Origin of the sequence: Salinirubrum litoreum (assembly GCF_020567425.1) — an archaeon.
GTDB lineage: Archaea > Halobacteriota > Halobacteria > Halobacteriales > Haloferacaceae > Salinirubrum > Salinirubrum litoreum.
Genome location: NZ_JAJCVJ010000004.1, coordinates 162,040 through 179,491, shown reverse-complemented (window position 1 = coordinate 179,491; position 17,452 = coordinate 162,040). Strand labels below are relative to the sequence as shown.

The window sequence follows — 17,452 nt, the reverse complement described above, 5'->3', positions numbered from 1 at the left end:
GACGGCGAGACCCTGCTCGCGGTCCGCGTCGCCAGCAGTCGGGGAGGCGCGGGGCGTACTGCGACCACCGGGGTCCACACCCACGACGACACGCCGATTCCTCGACCACGCCAAGCGACGACTGAACTAAGTGACGCCCCGACGAGTGCTCGGACATGGACTACCTCGCGGACCACACGACGACGACCGCCCGCGACAGACTCGCCGGCGCCGAGGTCGCACTGCTCCCGACCGGCGCGACCGAGCAACACGGCCCCGCGCTCCCGCTGTCGACCGACTTCCGGGCCGCCGAGACCGTCGCCGGACGCATCGACCGCGACGACACCGTCCGACTCCCGACGATTCCGGTCGGCGTCAGCGACCACCACCGACAGTTCCACGGCACGCTGTCGGTCACACCCGAGACCTTCGAGGACTACGTGGGCGAGACCGTCGCCAGCCTCGCGGACCACGGCGTCCGCAAGGTCGTCCTCGTCAACGGCCACGGCGGGAACAGCGACGCCCTGCGCCGGGCCGCACGCCGACTGCGCCGGCAGGAGGTCGCGTTCGCGGTCCCGTGGAACTGGTGGGCGAACCTCGACGACCTGACCCGCGAACTGTTCGGCGAGGACGGCATCGGGCACGCCGACGCGACCGAGACGAGCATGGTCTACGCCGTCGCCGAGGATCTCGTCCGGGAGGACGCACTCGCGGCGGCAGAGGCCGGCGCGGCCGACTCCTGGGGGAAGTCTGTCCACGGCGGCGAGGTCGGCTTCGACACCGCCGACTTCTCCGACTCCGGCGCGGTCGGCCACCCGACCGAGGCGTCTCGTGAGGCCGGCGAGCGACTTCTCGCGTCGGCGACCGACGATCTCGACGCTCTGCTCGATTGGCTCGCCGACCAACCCTTCGCCGACCTCCTGCCGCAGGACCACAGATGACCGGAACCAGTGCAGAGAACGGTTCGGACACGCCCACGGGAACCCCCTCGGTCGCGGTCGTCGGTGCCGGCGCGGTCGGCCTGACGGCGGCGGTCGATCTGGCCCGCTGGGGGCTGGACGTGACCGTCTTCGACCGGTCGGGCGTCGCGGCCGGAGCGACCGGCAGCGCGGCCGGCATCGTCTACGACGCCTACGCCGAGGACGTGGACGCCGCACTCGCCACGCGAGCCATCGAGCGCTTCCGTGAGTTCTCGGCGGAGACGGCTCCCGTCGGTGCACCCGAGACCGGACCCGGTACGGGCGCGACAACGACCTTCCAGTTCACCGACTGTCCGTACGTGATCGTCGCACGAGCGGGCGACGAGCAGACCGCCGAGGCGGTGGAAGCCTCGGCCGACCGGATGCGTCACCACGGGCTCGACGTGTCGGTCGTCGGGCCGACGACGCTCGGGGAACGCTTCCCGATCCAGACCGCGGACGTGGCGGTCGCGGCCGTCGCGGAGAACGCCGGGTGGTGCGACCCCGAGTCGTACGCCAGACTGCTCGCTGGCCGTGCCGACGCTGTCGGCGTCGACCTCCAGCCGACGACCGCTGTCGGGCTCTCGCGGGAGCCACGCGGCGTCACCGTCGGGCGCGTCAGCCGCCGGTTCGACGCGGTGCTCGTCGCCGCCGGCGCACACACCGGGCGACTCTGTGCCCGGGCGGACATCCCACTGGCGCTGAAGCCGTATCGCGTGCAGGCACTGACGAGTCTCGGAGCGTACGACGGCCCGATGCTGTACGACGCGACGGCCGGCTTCTACTGCCGACCGCATCCGACGGGCCTGCTGGGTGGTGACGGCACCGAACCGGTCGAAGCCGACCCCGACGACTGGGACGAAGCGGCGGACGACTGGTTCCGGAACGACCTCCGGACGGGCCTCACGCACCGACTCGACTACCGGCCTCGCGTCGAGCGGTCGTGGGCCGGACTCTGCACCGCGACGCCGGACGGGGACCCACTGCTCGGCGAAGTCGCACCGGGTATCTTCGTCGCCGCAGGCTGGCAGGGCCACGGGTTCATGCGCGCGCCGGCCCACGGCGAACGGATCGCCGCACAGATCGCCGAGTCGCTCGGGCGGCCCGTGGAGGGCGTCACCGCGGGCGTCGAGTCGTTCGATCCGACCCGCTTTGCGGGCGACGAGGAGTTCCGGATCGTCGAGGGGATAACGGTCGAGTAGCGGTCGCTCGGGGCGGCGAGCAGTCACCGGAGAAGTCGAACGTCGAACGCCGCTCAGTCGCGCTGTTTCTCGTCCGCGTCGTGGTCGTGATCGTCGTGGTCGTCCGCGCCGTGACCCGCGTCGTCGGCGTGTCCGTCGGCGTCTCCGACGTCCTCGGCGTGGTCCTCGTCTTCGGTTGCCTCGTCGGTCGTCTCTATCTCCTCGTCGTCGTCGGCCACAGCCACGTCCTTGCCCGCGCCGGTCTTCGGGATGGTGACGTGGAGCGTCCCGTTCGACTTCAGCGTCGCGCCGGCGGATTCGGCGTCGACGGCGGCGTCCTCGGGGAGTTCCGCGGAGCCGTCGAGCGACAGGCCGCGACCGGGGAACCGCATGTCGAAGTCCTCGTAGAAGTCGCGGAAGCGGTCGATGCGGACCTGTACCTCGCTGTCGACGAACCGGACCTGGATGTCGCTCCGGGTCGCACCTGGCGCGTCGAAGACGACGAGGTAGGCGTCGTCGCTCTCCAGCAGGTCGTACGCGAGCGGTTTTCGCTCCTGCACCTTGCTCACGCCACGGCCGATCTTCTCTAGGACCTCGCGGGCGGCCGACTCGCCGAACTCTTTCAGCCCACTCATAGCTCGATTTCCTCCAGATCGCTGCCGCGACAGTACGGGCAGACGAAGTCCGCGACGCCCACCTCGTCCGGCATGTCGTACGTGTAGTGGAGTTCGAACATATCCAGTTCGCAGTCGGCGTCGGTACACCTGACTTCGAGCGTGGCTGGCATGGACGTAGATAGTGCGGCGAGGCTGATAAGTGACGCGGGGTCGGCCAGGCGTGCAGGCACCCGGCGCTCACAGTGTGTGCAGTGGCGACCGTCGAACCGCACCGCTTTACCACCTCGACCGCCAAGCCCGTCGCATGACAGACCCGTCCGACCTCTCGGTGACCATCGTGGACGGGTACGTGGACGAACCGGCACACTTCGGCGTCCCGCCGTACATCTCCACGTACCCGCGCTTCACGGCGGGTGCGCTGGTCGACGCCGGCGTGCCGGCCGACCGAGTGACGTACCACACCATCGACGAACTACGCGACGAGCGCCGGAAGTGGGCCGACGTGGCCGACGCCGACCTGATGATCTACGTCGGCGGCATGACGGTCCCCGGCAAGTACGTCGGCGGGACGCCCGCCGAACCAGACGAGGTGAAGGAACTCGCGTGGACCGCCGACGGCACCACCCTGCTCGGCGGGCCGATCCGGTTCGGCGTCGGCGAGGAGAACGCCGGCGCGCAGGACATGGAGCGGAAAGACCTCGACTACGACTTCGTGGCGAAGGGAGACGTCGAGGCCGCCGCTTTCGATCTGGTGGACTCCGGACTGGAGGGGTTCGGCGACCGGATGCGGGACAACGACGAACTGGACCGCTGGGCCGAGAAGGGCTCGTTCGTCGTCGAACAGCACCCGAACCACCCCGAGTATCTGATCGCCGAACTGGAGACCTCCCGTGGCTGTGCCTACCGGTGTTCGTTCTGCACGGAACCGCTGTACGGCAACCCGGCGTTCCGCACCGCCGAGTCGGTCGTCCGGGAAGTCGAAGGGTTGTACGAGTCGGGCCTGCGCCACTTCCGGATCGGGCGACAGGCGGACATCCTCGCGTTCGGCGGGGACGGCGAAGCGCCCAACCCCGACGCACTCCGGCGACTGTACGGCGGCATCCGCGAGGTCGCGCCCGACCTCGGGACGCTCCATCTGGACAACATGAACCCGGTGACCATCACCGACTACCCCGAGAAGTCGCGGGAGGGCATCCGCATCATCGCCGAGCACAACACGCCGGGCGATACGGCCGCGTTCGGCCTCGAATCCGCCGACCCCCTCGTCCAGGAGCAGAACAACCTGCTCGTCACCGCCGAGGAGTGTCTGGAGGCGGTCCGCATCGTCAACGAGGAAGCAGGGTGGCGACCCGGCGAAGACCGCGACGCGCACCGCGAGGCCCTCGCGGCGGGGGAGGTGCCGCCGACCGACGCCGACCCGACGCGACTGCCGAAACTGCTGCCGGGGATCAACCTCGTCCACGGCCTACAGGGTGAACGCGAGGAGACGTTCACGCACAACAAGGAGTTCCTCCAGTCGGTGTACGACGCGGGACTGATGCTCCGCCGGATCAACATCCGGCAGGTGATGGCCTTCGACGGGACGGAGATGGCCGAGACCGGCGCACAGATCGCCCGGGATCACAAACAGTTGTTCAAGGAGTACAAACGCGAGGTGCGCGAGGAGATCGACCGGCCGATGCTCCGCCGGGTCGTTCCACCGGGGACGGTCCTCCCGAACGTCCACCTCGAGTACCACGACGAGGGGACGACCTTCGGCCGGCAACTGGGGACGTACCCACTGCTGGTCGGCATCCCGGGTGAGCGTGAACTCGGCCGTGCCGTCGACGTGGCGGTCGTGGACCACGGCTTCCGGTCGGTGACGGCGGTCCCGTACCCCCTCGACCCGAACGAGGCGTCGATGGACGAACTGCAGGCGATTCCGGGCGTGGGCCAGTCCACGGCGGGCGACATCGTGGTCGGGCGACCCCACGAGTCGGTGTCGGACGTCGCCGGCGTCGACCTGTCGAAGTTCGCACAGATTCGCGGGTGAACTCGGGGGGGCGGGGTTCGACCCGTACTCTGGTGGAGCGGTCACAGCCGACTCGGCCAGATCGGTCGACGACCGGAAGTACCGACAGCGTTTTTCGCCCGGCCGCGTTCGGATACCACAGTGACGCTCAGGGGAGTCATCGTCGCGGTCGAAGCGGAGAAGACCGTCGAGACGCAGTACGGCGAACGGTCGCTCGCGGAGATCACGATACGACCCGACGACGGGCGGGGCGACCCGGTCACCGTCACGCTCTGGGGCAAGTGGACACACACCGCCGAGCACGCCGAACCGGGGATGGAACTGCTCGTCACCGACCCCGAAGAGGACGAGTTCCGCGGCGAGACCACCTACAGCACCGGGAGCGACACCCACGTCGTCCTCGAACCGGGCTTCCTCGTGGACGTGACGGCCGTCCGGTCGTGGGTACAGTGTCCCCGGATGTACTACCTCAACAAACTCTCCGGCATCCCGCTGAACTACCCGGTGGTGAAGGGGACCGTCGTCCACGAAGTGTTCGGCGACCTCCTGCGAGGGCTGGATCTCGAAGACAGCGTGCAGAACCGGGTGGCCGAGGCCGGTCTCGAACTGGGCCTGCTGGGGTACGAGCAGGACGAAGTCGAGAACGAGGTCCGCCGGAACGCCGCCGCCATCGAAGGGTGGCTCCAACAGGGCACGCTAACTGAGGAAGACGCGTGGCGCTCGGAGTACACGCTCATCTCGCCGACGTACGGGCTGAAGGGCCGGGCCGACGCCCTCCGGCGCGGGATGCCCGTCGAACTGAAGACCGGCAAGAACACCAACCGCGAACCGCGCTTCCAGGACAAGATTCAGGCGGTCTGCTACGCGCTGATGCTCAGAGAACGCGGCGTTCCGGTGAACACCGGCACGCTCCTCTACACCAAGAACACCGCCCTCGACAGGAACGAACAGTCCGGTGACCTCGCACCCGCGAAGGAGTTCTCGGTCGGGGACGGTCTCCTGAACTTCGTCGTCCGCCAACGCAACGAGATCGCGGCGATGGAGTTCGACGCCTCTGTGCCGACGGGCTTCGAGGCCGACGCCAAGTGCGAGTACTGCTTCGAACAGGACACCTGCATGGTCGTCTCGGGTCGCCTCGATCAGGAGTCGAAAGCCGGGCAGGTCGGGACGCCACTCCCAGACGAGGAACGCGAGTACTTCGACCGGTTCTACCGCGCCATCGAGGAGGAACGCCGAGAGACCCACGCCGAGTACCGCAAACTCTGGGAGCAAACCCCAGAAGAACGAGCAGACGACGACCGGGCGCTGATCGACCTCGAACCGACGGGTCAGCGACAGATCGACGGCGAACGCTGGGAACTCCGCGCCCGCAAGCCCGGCGACGCGGTGTCCAAACTCCGGGAGGGCGACGTGGCGATGGCGAGCGACGGCGATCCCGTGACGGGCCACTCGGAACTCGTCCGCATCCGGCAGTTGGGCGAGGAGGTCGTCGTCACCGCCGACGAACCGGTCGACCTCTGCCGACTCGACGTCTACCCCTCCGAGATCTCGGTCGACCGGATGTTGACCGCGCTGCACGACTCCCTGCTGAAGGCCGACCCCGACAGGAAGGACGTGCTGTTCGGCCGCCGGGACCCCGAGTTCCGCGACGACGCCGAGACCTACATCGACAACAACGAGGCACAGAACGACGCCGTGAACCGTGCCGTGAACGCCGAGGACTTCGCGCTGGTCCACGGGCCGCCGGGCACGGGCAAGACGTACACCATCGCCCGAACCGTCCGGGCACTCGTCGAGCAGGGCGACCGGGTCCTCGTCTCGGCGTTCACGAACCGGGCGGTGGACAACGCCTTGGAGGCGATCCGCGACCAGGGACTCGGCGCGGGGCGGGAGGAGAGCGACGTCGTCCGGGTCGGCACCGAGACCGGCGTCCGCGAGGACATGCTCGACATCCGCCTCGAGACCGAGGGACGACCGAACGACCGCGCCGCGGAACTCCAGCAGGCACCGGTCGTCGCGGCGACGACCGCCTCCTGTGGCTCGCGGGTGATGCGCGAACAGCAGTTCGACGTGGCGCTGGTCGACGAAGCCTCCCAACTGACCGAACCCGCGACGCTGGCCGCCATCAACCGCGCGGATCGGTTCGTCCTCGTCGGCGACCACGAACAGCTCCCGCCGGTCGTCCGCGCCGAGAACGACCTCCAGACCTCGCTGTTCGAGCGCCTGATCGACCAGTCGCCGGAGGCGGGCGTCATGCTCGACCGCCAGTACCGCATGAGCCAGCGGATTCAGGCGTTCTCCTCGCGGGAGTTCTACGACGGCGCGCTCAAGCCCGCGTCGGGCGAGGTGGCGGGACGACACCTGCGGGACATCGGCGTCGATCCCGCCGACCTGCCGGCCGAGATCCGGAACCCGGTCTCGTTCGTCGACCCCGACGGTCGCAGAGAGGGGAACACGAACCCCCGGGAGGCAGATCGCGTCGCCGAGATCGTCGACGCCGTCCAGTCGGCAGGTGTCCCGGCCGAGGACATCGGCGTCATCGCCCCCTTCCGGGCGCAGGTCGCCGAGATCGGTCGCCGAACCGACGTGACGGTCGACACCGTGGACCGCTTCCAGGGATCGAGCGAGGAGGTCATCGTCGTCTCGTTCGTCGCCACCGGCGACCTCGACGGCCCCATCTTCGAGGACTACCGCCGGGTGAACGTCGCGCTGACGCGCGCGAAACGCGCACTGGTGCTCGTCGGTGACGCCGGGGCGCTCGCCTCGGAGCCGTTCTACGCACGCCTGCTCGACTGGGCGCGTCGGTGAGTCTCGCCGGTGAATTCCCCCCGGTGAGCCCCGCTACCGATCGGCGACGACAGTGAACCGTGCCAACACGCACCAAGATTTTTGCTCTCGCGGCCCGTCGAATCCATCATGGCTAATAGTGCAGAACACGCGACGACCACCGTACAGGAGACCGGCGGCATCGGCGTCAGAGAGATCGTCACGGCGGTAGGTGCCGGATTCCTCGGCACGGTCGCCATGAGTCCAGTCCTCGCGGTCGCGTGGGTCCTCGGGATCATCTCGCCGACCGCCTTCGAGGGACTGGCGACGATCGTCGGCCTGGGGCCGAGTCTCTCCCTCGGGTTGTTCATCTTCGTCGGCGGCGGGATGACGACCCTGCCGCTGCTGTTCGTCGCGCTGGCGATGTTCATGCCGGGGCGCACGACGACCCAGAAGGGGATCGTCTTCGCCGGCATCGTCTGGAGCGGGTGGTCGATCGCCTTCTTCACGGGACAGACTGGGCTGCTGCTACTCGCGTTCCTCGTCGTCGGACTGCTCTCGCACGTCGTCTACGGCGGGGTGCTGGGGGCGCTCTACGGCCGGTTCGCCAGCTTCCCGGAGTACGAGGTCTGAGACGACGGCCGACCGCGCCACCCGGTGAGCCTCCCGCGAAGCCGAAGCTTTTCGCCGAATCGACCCGACGACCCGGTATGGAACTCCCGCTGGGCGAGGGGACGGTTCCGGTCTCGCTCCCGGACTGTGAGGTGACGGTCGCCGAGCCACCGGGCGGGCCGGTCGTCACTCCCCGAGAAGCCGCCGAGCGCGCGCTGGACGACCCCCACGGCCCGGCGCTCGGAGACCTCGTGGCTCCGGACGACGAGGTGGCCGTCGTCGTGACCGACGTGACTCGCGCGACCCCCGACGGCGTGCTGCTCGACGCGATGCTCTCCCGTCTACCGGTCGCCCGCGAACAGGTGACGGTCGTGCTCGGTCTCGGACTGCACCGACCGATGACCGACGCCGAGATCGAGGCGGGACTGGGCGAGTACGCCGACCTCGCGGTGAACCACGATCCGGGCGACACGGTGGTCGTCGGAGAGATCGAAGGGTGCGAGATCGAACTGAATAGCCGGGTCGCCGGGGCTGACACCGTCCTCTCGACCGGGATGGTCGAACCGCACCAGTACGCCGGCTTCTCCGGCGGCGCGAAGACGGTCGTGATCGGCGCGGGCGGCGAGTCGCTGATCCGGTACACCCACGGTCCCGAACTGCTCTCACGCGAAGGTGTCCGACTCGGCGGCATCGCCGACAACCCCTTCCGAGAGACACTCGACCGGGCAGGTGACCTCGCGGGACTCGACTTCTGTCTGAACGTCACGAAGGGACCGGACGGCTTCCTCGGTGCGAGTGCGGGCCGCCCACGCGACGTAGTGCGCGACCTCGCCGACATCGCCAGAGACGCACTCTCGGTGCCGGTCTCGACCGACTACGACGCCGTCGTCGCGGGCGTCGGCGCGCCGAAGGACGCGAACCTCTACCAGACGACGCGGGCGATTACCTACCTCGTGCTCGGCGACCGAAACCCGCTCCGCCCCGGGGGGCGGGTGGTCGTGCCGGCACGTCTGCAGGAGGGTGCCGGCGAGGGTGCCGGCGAACGTCGGTTCGCCGAGCGACTCGCCTCGGCCGAGAGCGCGGCGGCGTTGTACGAGGAGATGCGCGCTGGCTACGAACCGGGTGCCCAGCGAGCGTTCGTCGTCGCCCGGGCGCTCCGAGATCACGAGGCGTGGATCACGAACAGCGAGTCGCCCGAGGTGGTGTCGGACTGTCTGCTGCACCCCGCCGAGTCGGTCGCGGACGCGGTGGAACCCGGAAGCGAGGTGCTGGTCGTCCGGGACGCGCTGAACACGCTGTTGGTCGACGACTCGTGAGCAAGGGACACCCCGTCTCGCGGGCAAGTTACTTGCTACCGTAGCCCGCAGTGGTTGTCGATGCAGACGAACAGGGTCGCGCTGGTGGGGTTGGTCGTCGGCGCAGCCGCGGGCTACGGCATCGGTGTCGGGGCGGCGATGCGGACTCCGTGGCTCGTCGCCTTCACGCTCTCGGTCGGACTGGCGGTGATGGCCGGCGCGCTGGCGATCCACTGGGGGCGGATTCTGGACGAGGAGGAGGCGGTGAAACCGCCACGGTGAGGGGGCAGTGACACTCCCACGGCACCCGGTGTGTCGCGTTCGTCCGGTTCGGCGCGTGCCAGCCACGACTTCGCGTGAGACGAGAGACCAGCAGCTAGTTACCGAGCGGTGCCGAGTCGGTCGCGCATGGAGTATCCGAGCGCCACGCGCGACGACATCGAACAGGACGTGGAGATAGACATCCTCGTCCGCGTCGAGGAGGTGAACGACGGTCGTGGCAAGATCGACAGTCTCGTCCGGACCGTCGACCGACTCGGCAACTCGATCCCACTGACCGTCTTCGAATCGAACCCGGAGTACCAGTTCACGCCCGGCAACTGGTACGTCCTCCGGCGCGCCTCGGGCAACTACTACGAGCGAAAGGACCGACTCGAACTCCGGTCGAACTTCGGGAAACTGTCCGTCGACGCGGTGCCCGACCCGAGTCCCGAGGTGGCTCCGGTGCTCGCGGCCGACTCGACCGACGCCGAGACGCAGTCCGTCGGTGACGCCACACAGCCCACCGCCGGTGCCGACACTGCGACGGACGGCGGCACCCTCGCGCTGGACATCGAGACGGTGTCGGCCGTTCCGGAGTCCGAAGTCGACCTCGACGACTCTTCGACGCTGGAACTGCTGTGTGTCGCAGTCGGCTACCGGGACCGACCCGGCGGTCACGTCGAGACCGAGGTGCTGTTCCGCGAGGGCACGGACGACCGGTCGGAACTCCAACTGTACGCCGACCTCTGTGACTGGATCGAAGCCCGCGACCCGGCCCGACTGTTGACCTACAACGGGAGCGGCTTCGATCTGCCGCACCTCCGGACCCGGATCGACCTGATCGCCGACGCCTCCGACCTGTGGTCCGAGACCGTCAAGTGCGTCGTCCGACTGTTCGGGACGAGCGACGGACCGGGGGCGCTCGACCACACCGACCTGTACGAGCGCGGGAGCCTCGCGGACGCCACCGACAGCAGGGCGACCTACTGGGACGTCTACCGGCACTCCCTCGATCCGACCGACTGGCGCGGAGAACAGCGCGAGGCCGGGCGCTACCCGGACGACTGGGACCTCGACGACCCGCGCGTTCGCGGCGGTGACGTGCCGGGGTTCGGCGACCGCTACCTCTCGCTGGTGGCCGACGGTGCGGGTGACGACCCGGAGGCACGCGCCCTCCGAGAACTCCTGCGACACTACGCGGTCGCGGACGTGGACCCGCTGTTCACACTGGCCGACGCGCGGGGCGCGTGAGATCCCGAGCCGGTTACCGAATCATTCCGAGATACGTACAGGCTACTCGATTCTACAGTGTAGCGCGTGTCACTGCGAATTTATTACTCGACGCGTCGTCGTAGTGGGTGACACTTCGGACACCCGAGCGTCGTGTTCAGCATGGCATCCACCTTCACTACCCCATTCGAGCAGTCGGTCGTCGGCGATCTCCGAGCGAAGGTCCACGGCGAGGTTATCCTCCCGGACGACGAGACCTACCACGAAGCCCGCGCGCTCTGGAACGGGCGCATCGACCGGTTCCCGGCGGCGATCGTCCGCGTCGCGTCGCCCGAGGACGTGCGAACCGTCCTCCGGTTCGCCCGCGAGCAGAACCGTGAGATCGCCGTCCGGGGCGGCGGTCACCACGTCACCGGGAGCGCGCTGGTCGACGACGGCGTCGTGATCGACCTCTCGAACCTGACCGACGTCGCTGTCGACCCCGACGCGAAGACGGTTCGTGTCGGTGCCGGGGCGCGTGTCAGCGACGTACTCTCGGCGACACAGGAACACGGACTCGCCATCGTCTGCGGCAGTGCCGCGCACAACGGCATCGCCGGTTCGACGCTCGCCGGCGCTATCGGCTGGCTTCGCCGGGCACGCGGCCTCGGTATCGACGGCCTCCGGTCGGTCGAACTCGTCACGGTCGACGGCGACATAGTGACCGTCAGCGCCGACGAACACCCGGACCTGTTCTGGGGCGTGCGCGGCGGCGGCGCGAACGTCGGTGTCGTCACGAGCTTCGAGTTCGACGCCTTCGACCTCGGTCCCGAGGTCGCGGTCGCGCAGGTCGCGTTCCCCGCCCCCGACGCGGCGACGACGGCCGACCTCTACCGCAAGTACCGCGAGTACGTCGCCGACGCGCCCGACGAAGTGACTTCGATGGCGATCACGACGGCGGTACCGCCGCTCCCGTTCGTCCCGGTCGAACAGCACGGCGCACCGATCGTGATGTACTACGCGGTCTACGCGGGCGATCCCGCAGAAGGCGAGGAGATCCTCCGGCCCCTGCGCGAGGTCGGCGAGCCCGCGATGGACATGAGCGCGACGATGCCCTTGCTCGCGCTCCACGAGGTCGCGACCGAACTGTTCCCGACCGGGAACCGCTACTCCTGGCACTCGCTGTACGCCACGGAACTGTCGGACGACCTGATCGACCGCATCGCCGAGGGTGGGGTGACCAGCCCCGGTCCCGAAGCCGGGCTGACGCTCTGGCACATGGGCGGCGCTGTCGGCGACGTAGCGGGCGACGAGACCGCCTACGGGTGGCGTGAGGCCGAGTACCTCGTCAGCATCGACGCCGGGTGGCGCGACCCCGCAGACGACGAGGCACACCTCTCGTGGGCCGAGTCGGTCTGGCACGACCTCCGCGAGTCGCCGGCGACGATCGAGGGGTTCTACCCCGGCTTCCCCGGCTTCGTGACCGGCGAGGAGCGCGCCCGGATGGCCTACGGCGAGAACTACGACCGACTCGCCGAACTGAAGGCGGAGTACGACCCCCAGAACCTGCTCCACTCGAATCTGAACGTCGAACCGGCACGCTGACCCGGAAACGATCCGGCCGACCTCCGCCTGCTACTCCGACTCGACCCGCGCTTCCTCGCTCTCCTCGCCACCGATCTCCTGCATGACGCGCTCGTGGAACTCCTGCAAGACGGCGCTCTCGTCTTCGGCCAGCACCACGTCGCTGGCCATCAGCGTGGCGAGACCGAACGCGCGCGGCGAGGGTGTGTCCACCTGCTGGCTGTGGACCGCGATGTCTCCCTCGGCGATCTGCTGGACGATCTCCCGGATGCCGGCGACGTTCAGTTTGTCCTCCATGATCTCCCGGTAGGTCTCCTCCATCACCGCGAAGTCGTCCAGATCCTGCGCGAACGAGAGGAGCATGTCGCTGGAGACCTGCTGCTGGGCGGCCGACTTCTCGTAGCCCTTGTACCGCTTCAGGATCATCAGCGAGCGCGTGGCGTTGATCCGGAAGTAGCGCTTCAGGAGGTCGGTCCCGTCGAGGGCGGCCCGGAGGTCGGCAGCGACCGCCTCGGGGTCGAGCGACTCGATCACACGCGCTACGTCCACCTTCCGGTTCAGTGGCATCGAGACCGTGAAGCCGTGGTCCGCGACCGCCACCTGGACGTTGGTGTTCGCCTGCCGGGCGCAGTGGTACGCCACGAGTCGGGAGAGGCCGTCGTTGAACTTCCGCCCGTAGTTCGCGTGGACGTAGTAGTGCCGGCGGTACTCGTCGTGGTCCAGCGTCACCTCGACCGCGAGGCGGTCGGGCGTCGAGACGCTCCCGGTGCCGGCGTAGCGACACTGCTCGTCGAACATCCGGGCGATGGCCCGGACGCTGTTCTCGTCTAGGGGGAACTCCCGGAGCCAGTCCCGGATCGCCGGTCTGCCACCGGAATCGAGTCTGTCGAGCAGGTCGCCCTGGAACTGGACGATCTCGTGGCCCAGATCGTACGAGAGCGGGAGTCGCTCGGAGAACCACGAGGGGACGTTCGGGCGGGCGCTGGTCCGATTCACGTACACCTTCGAGCCTCTCCGGTACGAGAACTCGAAGCGCTCGCCCCCGAGGACGAACACGTCGCCCTTCTCCAACTTGTCGAGATAGCTCTCGTCCAGATTGCCGACCCACTCGTCGCTGGACCGGACGATCACGTCACAGGTGAAGCTGTCCGGGATGGTGCCGATGTTCGTCATGTAGATGACCCGCGCGAGGCGACCACGCTTGCCGATCAGTGGCTCGCCGACCGGGAAGTCGTCGTAGTGGTACTCCCCGTCAGGCGGGTCGTTGGTGTCGCGCCAGACCTTCGCGTAGACGTTCTTCTCCTCCATCCCGGCGTAGTCCGCCGTGAGGTACCGGAAGAGGCGCTCGAACTCGGCGTCGGAGAAGTCGCGGTAGGGGTACGCGCGGCGGAGCACTGCGCGGACCTCGGACTCGGGGCGCACCGCGTTGATCGCCATGCCGTACACCTGCTGAGCCGCGACGTCCTGTGCGTTCTCCGGGACGAACACGCGGTCCACGAACCCCTCCTCGGCCTTCTTCAGCATGACCGCACACTCGACGAGTTCGTCGCGGTCGAGGGCGATCACGCGCCCCTCGACGGTCTGGCCGAGTCGGTGGCCTGCTCTGCCGACGCGCTGGAGGAGTGCGGCGACCGACTTCGGCGAACCGATCTGGATCACCAGATCGAGGTGTGGCATGTCGATCCCGAGTTCGAGACTCGTGGAGGAGGTGACCACGTCGAGGTCGCCGGCCTTCAGTTGGCGTTCGATCTCCTGTCGGCGCTCCTTCGAGAGGCTCCCGTGGTGACAGCCGGAGTTCTCCTCGTCGTAGGCGTCGAACGTCTCTCTGAGGTTGTGCAGGACGCGCTCCGCGCCGGATCTGGTGTTCGTGAATATCAGGGTGTTCTCGTGGCTCTCGACGAGTTCGTGGATGCGGTCGTACAGTCGGGACTGGACCACCCCGCGCGGCGTGTCGATCAGGTCGTCGGTCGGACACTCCAGTCGGATGTCGAAGTCGCGGACGAACCGGGTGTCCACGATGTCGTAGTCGCGCGGCGGGCCGCCCGGTTCCTCTCTCCCGACGAGATACTCCGCCATCGTCGTCAGTGGCTCGACCGTGGCCGAACAGCCGATTCGGGTCGGGGAGGTGTCGGTCATCTCTTCCAAGCGTTCCAGCGAGACCGAGAGATGTGTCCCGCGTTTGTTCTCCGCGAGGCTGTGAATCTCGTCGACGACGACGTACTCGACCGTCTCCAACTTCTGCTTGAACTTCGGCGAGTTGAGCAGGATGGCGAGCGTCTCGGGCGTCGTGTTGAGGATGTGCGGCGTCGTCTCCAGCATCTTCTGGCGCTCGCTGGAGTCGGTGTCGCCGTGGCGGATCGCGTGGCGAATCTCGGTGTCCTCGCCACGCTCGGCGAGTTTCGCCTGGATGCCGTCGAGTGGGACTTCGAGGTTCCGGTGGATGTCGTTGGCCAGCGACTTCAGCGGTGAGACGTACAGACAGTAGACCGAGTTGTCGAGTCCCTCGGGTTGCTCCCGGTCCCGGCGGTACAGTTCGTTGATGATCGCGGTGAAGGAGGCGAGAGTCTTGCCGGACCCGGTCGGCGAGGCGACGAGGACGTTCTCGCGGTCGTGAATCTTCGGGATGGCCTCCCGTTGGGGCGGGGTGAAGAACCCGCCGTTGCCGGGGACGTACGCGCCGAACTGGTCGACCCACCACTCCCTGACCGAGGGTTCGAGTAAGTCGAGGACGTGGTCGTCGCAGATGTCGACCGACTCGGCGTCGAAGTCGGGGTCGGTGTCGGCGAGTAACTCGCGTCCTCCCATTGGAATGTGGGTAGGACCGGAGGGGTAAGTTCGTTGTGTCCGACGGCGGCGGTCAGTGCGCGGGCACGACGCCGCGTCGCTCTCCTCGGCTTCCGCCGCCCCAGTCTATTTGCTCCCAGCGGTCCAAGCCGAAGTCGTATGTCAGACGTCACCGACCTCCTGAAGCAGGCCTACCTCGACGAACACGAGACCGTCCTCAACTACATGACGAACGCCATCGTCCTCGACGGCGTCCGCGCCGAGGAGATCAAAGAGTCCCTCCAGACCGACATCCAAGAAGAGCTGACCCACGCCGAACAGCTCGGCCAGCGACTCAAGCAACTCGACGAGCGCCCGCCGGCCTCGGGCGAGTTCGAGGCGAGCCAGCACTCCCTCCAGCCACCGGAGGACAGCACCGACGTCCTCTCGGTGATCGAGGGTGTGCTGGACGCCGAGGAGGACGCCATCGCAACCTACCGCTCGCTGATTCAGGCCGCAGAGGCGGAAGACGACCCGGTCACGGAGGACCTCGCGGTCACCATCCTCGCCGACGAGGAGGCCCACCGCACCGAGTTCCGGGGCTACCGGAAGGAGTACAAACGCGACTGAGCCGAGTCGGTACGCGACTCGCGTGCGACCCGTTCGTGGGCTGATACCGGAGCCGACACCGATACCCGACTCGCGGCACAAGTCCCGGCCATGCACGTCACCTTTCTCGGTACCGGGGCGGCGATGCCCCTCCCGGACCGCGCGCAGACCGGTCTCCTCCTCGAGTCCGACGACCGGACACTCCTCGTGGACTGCGGCGCGGGCGTCCTCCACCGCCTCGCCGGGACCGACGCGGGCTACGAGTCGGTCTCGACGGTCCTGCTGACCCACCACCATCTGGATCACGTCGCCGACCTCATGCCACTCCTGAAGGCGCGGTGGCTCGCCGGCGAGGAGCACCTGACGGTCGTCGGTCCCAGCGGGACGAAGACCCTGCTGGACGACCTGCTCGAGGTACACGACTACCTGCAGGACCGCGTCGACCTCCGGGTCCGGGAGGTCACGCCCGACCAGTCGTTCGCGGTCGCGGGCTTCGACGTGGATTCGACGGAGACGCGTCACTCGATGCCGTGTCTGGCCTACCGGTTCGACGACCGGTTCTGCTTCTCGGGCGACAGCGAGGCGTTCGCCGGTCTCGCGGGCTTCGCCGACGACTGTCGCGCCCTGGCCCACGACTGCTCGTTCCCGGACGAGGTGGACGTGTCGAACCACCCGACGCCGACCCAGTTGGGCGAGGCGCTGGCCGACGCCGACCCGGACGTGGACCGGGTGTATCTCACGCACTGCTACCCGCACACCGAAGGGAAACACGACGAGATGCTCGCGTCGGTGCGGGCCGGGTGGGACGGCGACGTGCGGTTCGCGCGCGACGGGTTGCGAATCGAGGTGTGAACGCGGCCGGTGGTCGGATCGAGGTGTGAACGCGGCCGGTGGTGTCGGCCCCGAGAAGCCCCCGAGGAGGCTCCGAGTCGGGGCCCGGACCGTCCCACCAGTCCACCCTCAGGTCCGTCAGGCAGTCGAGTCACTCACACACCCGACGTACTCGCCGTCCGGAGTATCAACCGTTAACCACGGGCAGACCCACCCACGGGTATGGAACTCGTCTCGGTCGCCGCAGTCGCTGAGAACCGTGTCATCGGCGAGGACGGGGAACTCCCGTGGCCCTCGATCCCCGCAGACAAACGGCAGTACCGCGCCCGGATCGCCGACCACCCCGTGATCCTCGGCCGCCGGACCTTCGATTCGATGCGCGAGGACCTCCCCGGTTCTGCACAGATCGTCCTCTCGCGCACCGAACAGACCTTCGGCGTGCCGACCGCCCACTACGCGGGCGACGTGGGCGAGGCCGTCGCAGTCGCCGAATCGCTCGACAGCGAGGTGGCGTACGTCATCGGCGGACAGGCCATCTACGAACTGTTCCAGCCGCACGTCGACCGGATGGTCCTCAGTCGCGTCCACGGCGAGTACGAGGGCGACCGGCACTACCCCGAGTGGGACGAGACTGACTGGGAACTGGTCGAACGGACCGAGTTCGACCGGTTCACGCTCGAAGAGTGGGTTCGGCGTGACGAGTAGACCGTCAGGGGCGGTCTGTGGGGTGTCAGCCGCTCGGCGCGTCCCGACCGAGAGTCACGCCCGGCGGGCC

At 68.3% G+C, this 17,452-nt stretch carries 15 protein-coding genes; 12 read left to right on the top strand and 3 right to left on the bottom strand.

Features of this window, described 5'->3' with window-relative positions:
- Window positions 1-155 precede the first annotated feature (155 nt).
- Entirely contained in the window at window positions 156-920 is a 765-nt protein-coding gene (locus LI337_RS19375) for a creatininase family protein (protein ID WP_227231581.1), read from the top strand.
- Window positions 917-2,140 (top strand): NAD(P)/FAD-dependent oxidoreductase, encoded by a 1,224-nt coding sequence (locus tag LI337_RS19370; RefSeq protein WP_227231580.1) that lies wholly within the window; start codon window positions 917-919, stop codon window positions 2,138-2,140. The genes LI337_RS19375 and LI337_RS19370 overlap by 4 nt, the downstream gene beginning before the upstream one ends.
- A 53-nt stretch (window positions 2,141-2,193) precedes the next feature.
- Here the strand turns inward: LI337_RS19370 and LI337_RS19365 are convergent, their stop codons facing one another.
- Together LI337_RS19365 and LI337_RS19360 are read right to left on the bottom strand one after the other, a co-directional pair.
- A complete protein-coding gene (locus tag LI337_RS19365) occupies window positions 2,194-2,754 on the bottom strand; it encodes an Hsp20/alpha crystallin family protein (protein WP_227231579.1) in 561 nt (186 codons plus the stop codon).
- Window positions 2,751-2,906 (bottom strand): DUF7559 family protein, encoded by a 156-nt coding sequence (locus tag LI337_RS19360; RefSeq protein WP_227231578.1) that lies wholly within the window; start codon window positions 2,904-2,906, stop codon window positions 2,751-2,753. Before LI337_RS19360 ends, LI337_RS19365 begins: the two co-directional genes overlap by 4 nt.
- Window positions 2,907-3,040: 134 nt before the next feature.
- Between LI337_RS19360 and LI337_RS19355 the strand changes: the two genes are divergently transcribed.
- The 7 genes from LI337_RS19355 (at window position 3,041) to LI337_RS19325 (ending at window position 12,495) form a co-directional block, all read left to right on the top strand.
- Window positions 3,041-4,768 (top strand): radical SAM protein, encoded by a 1,728-nt coding sequence (locus tag LI337_RS19355; RefSeq protein ID WP_227231577.1) that lies wholly within the window; start codon window positions 3,041-3,043, stop codon window positions 4,766-4,768.
- A 120-nt stretch (window positions 4,769-4,888) separates the two neighbouring features.
- Window positions 4,889-7,555 carry an AAA domain-containing protein gene (locus LI337_RS19350; protein ID WP_227231576.1) on the top strand — a complete coding sequence of 889 codons (2,667 nt, stop codon included), beginning with the start codon at window positions 4,889-4,891 and terminating at the stop codon, window positions 7,553-7,555.
- Between the two features lie 108 nt (window positions 7,556-7,663).
- Window positions 7,664-8,146 (top strand): DUF6789 family protein, encoded by a 483-nt coding sequence (locus LI337_RS19345; RefSeq protein WP_227231575.1) that lies wholly within the window; start codon window positions 7,664-7,666, stop codon window positions 8,144-8,146.
- Window positions 8,147-8,223: 77 nt separating this feature from the next.
- Window positions 8,224-9,441, top strand: a complete 1,218-nt coding sequence (locus tag LI337_RS19340) for a lactate racemase domain-containing protein (RefSeq protein ID WP_227231574.1) — start codon at window positions 8,224-8,226, stop codon at window positions 9,439-9,441.
- A 60-nt stretch (window positions 9,442-9,501) separates the two neighbouring features.
- A complete protein-coding gene (locus LI337_RS19335; protein ID WP_227231573.1) occupies window positions 9,502-9,702 on the top strand; it encodes a hypothetical protein in 201 nt (66 codons plus the stop codon).
- Window positions 9,703-9,828: 126 nt separating this feature from the next.
- Window positions 9,829-10,932: a hypothetical protein gene (locus LI337_RS19330; RefSeq protein ID WP_227231572.1), complete on the top strand. Its 1,104-nt coding sequence runs from the start codon at window positions 9,829-9,831 to the stop codon at window positions 10,930-10,932.
- A 141-nt stretch (window positions 10,933-11,073) separates the two neighbouring features.
- Window positions 11,074-12,495, top strand: coding sequence for an FAD-binding oxidoreductase (locus LI337_RS19325; protein WP_227231571.1), 1,422 nt, complete (start codon window positions 11,074-11,076; stop codon window positions 12,493-12,495).
- A gap of 30 nt (window positions 12,496-12,525) precedes the next feature.
- On the opposite strand, the gene LI337_RS19320 is transcribed toward LI337_RS19325, so the two are convergent.
- Entirely contained in the window at window positions 12,526-15,279 is a 2,754-nt protein-coding gene (locus LI337_RS19320) for an ATP-dependent helicase (protein WP_227231570.1), read from the bottom strand.
- A gap of 138 nt (window positions 15,280-15,417) precedes the next feature.
- Here LI337_RS19320 and LI337_RS19315 point away from each other — a divergent pair, with 138 nt between their 5' ends.
- The 3 genes from LI337_RS19315 (at window position 15,418) to LI337_RS19305 (ending at window position 17,382) form a co-directional block, all read left to right on the top strand.
- Window positions 15,418-15,867, top strand: coding sequence for a ferritin-like domain-containing protein (locus tag LI337_RS19315; protein WP_227231569.1), 450 nt, complete (start codon window positions 15,418-15,420; stop codon window positions 15,865-15,867).
- 90 nt (window positions 15,868-15,957) lie between these two features.
- The gene (locus LI337_RS19310) at window positions 15,958-16,698 is read left to right on the top strand and encodes an MBL fold metallo-hydrolase (RefSeq protein ID WP_227231568.1); all 741 of its coding nucleotides are present in this window, start codon (window positions 15,958-15,960) and stop codon (window positions 16,696-16,698) included.
- A 201-nt stretch (window positions 16,699-16,899) separates the two neighbouring features.
- Entirely contained in the window at window positions 16,900-17,382 is a 483-nt protein-coding gene (locus tag LI337_RS19305) for a dihydrofolate reductase (protein ID WP_227231567.1), read from the top strand.
- Window positions 17,383-17,452: the final 70 nt, after the last annotated feature.